The organism is Sporosarcina luteola (assembly GCF_007991495.1).
In the GTDB taxonomy this organism is placed as follows: domain Bacteria; phylum Bacillota; class Bacilli; order Bacillales_A; family Planococcaceae; genus Sporosarcina; species Sporosarcina luteola.
Window position 1 is genome coordinate 1 of record NZ_BJYL01000081.1, and the last position, 838, is coordinate 838.

The 838-nt window shown below is 37.4% G+C and carries 1 protein-coding gene; it reads left to right on the top strand.

From position 1 onward, the window contains the following. Positions 1-318 precede the first annotated feature (318 nt). Complete coding sequence (locus SLU01_RS17850; protein WP_147060880.1) at positions 319-669, top strand: hypothetical protein; 351 nt, start codon at positions 319-321, stop codon at positions 667-669. The last annotated feature ends 169 nt before the right edge of the window (positions 670-838 follow it).

The following is an 838-nucleotide window of genomic DNA, read 5'->3' on the forward strand; positions in this document are numbered from 1 at the left end:
GCCGAAGGCTCCTTACAAATTTTCCGTGAATAATTCAGGTTAGATATTGTTACGGATTCGGAACACGCGCAGAAAACATATAACAGCATACCGATTAGGGGACGCCATTGGCCTATGAATTGGTGTTCCCGTTTTTGTTGTTGTATCAAAATTATGGCTTCCAATTCAGGTGAATTGGCATAGCTATGAGCATTGTGATTCACAGCACGGCTATAGATATAGGAAGGCAAATTATTCAACAAACGGTACCAGTTAACGGAATAAGGGCTAGAAACTTTATTGAAATTGAACGTCTAATTTAAAAAGGGCGGGACTACTATGAAAAGAATTTTATTTCTCCTCTTTATTTTATTGACACTTACAGTTGGTTGTAACAAAGCTGAAGTAAATGATGTAACAGTTTGGACAGAAGCACAGGGGATAGCAAACGGTATTGCTGAAGATGACCGAAATGCAGATATATTTATGTTTAATGACCGTGTATATGAGATATTTTCTTCAGATAGTAATAGTAAGGACAGCAGTGAAGAGAAGATTGGTGAAATCCAAAAAGTATATTCACTAGGCGACACGTTTCAAAATGGAATGGCAACTAAATTACCAATAGGTGCAAAGGTTTATACTACATCGATTGGCAATAGTTTTCTTCTAGTGAATGTAGATGGTTAATGGATTGAATATAAGTCTTTACTACAAGGTTAGATAATTGATCCCTGATAGCATTGAAGCGAAGGTAATCAAGTCTAATCACCTTAGTTGGATATTTCCCAACGATCTCAGAGCGCTCGCATATTATATCAACACACCCTCAAACGCCTTGTACTTTCGCCGAAAGCAA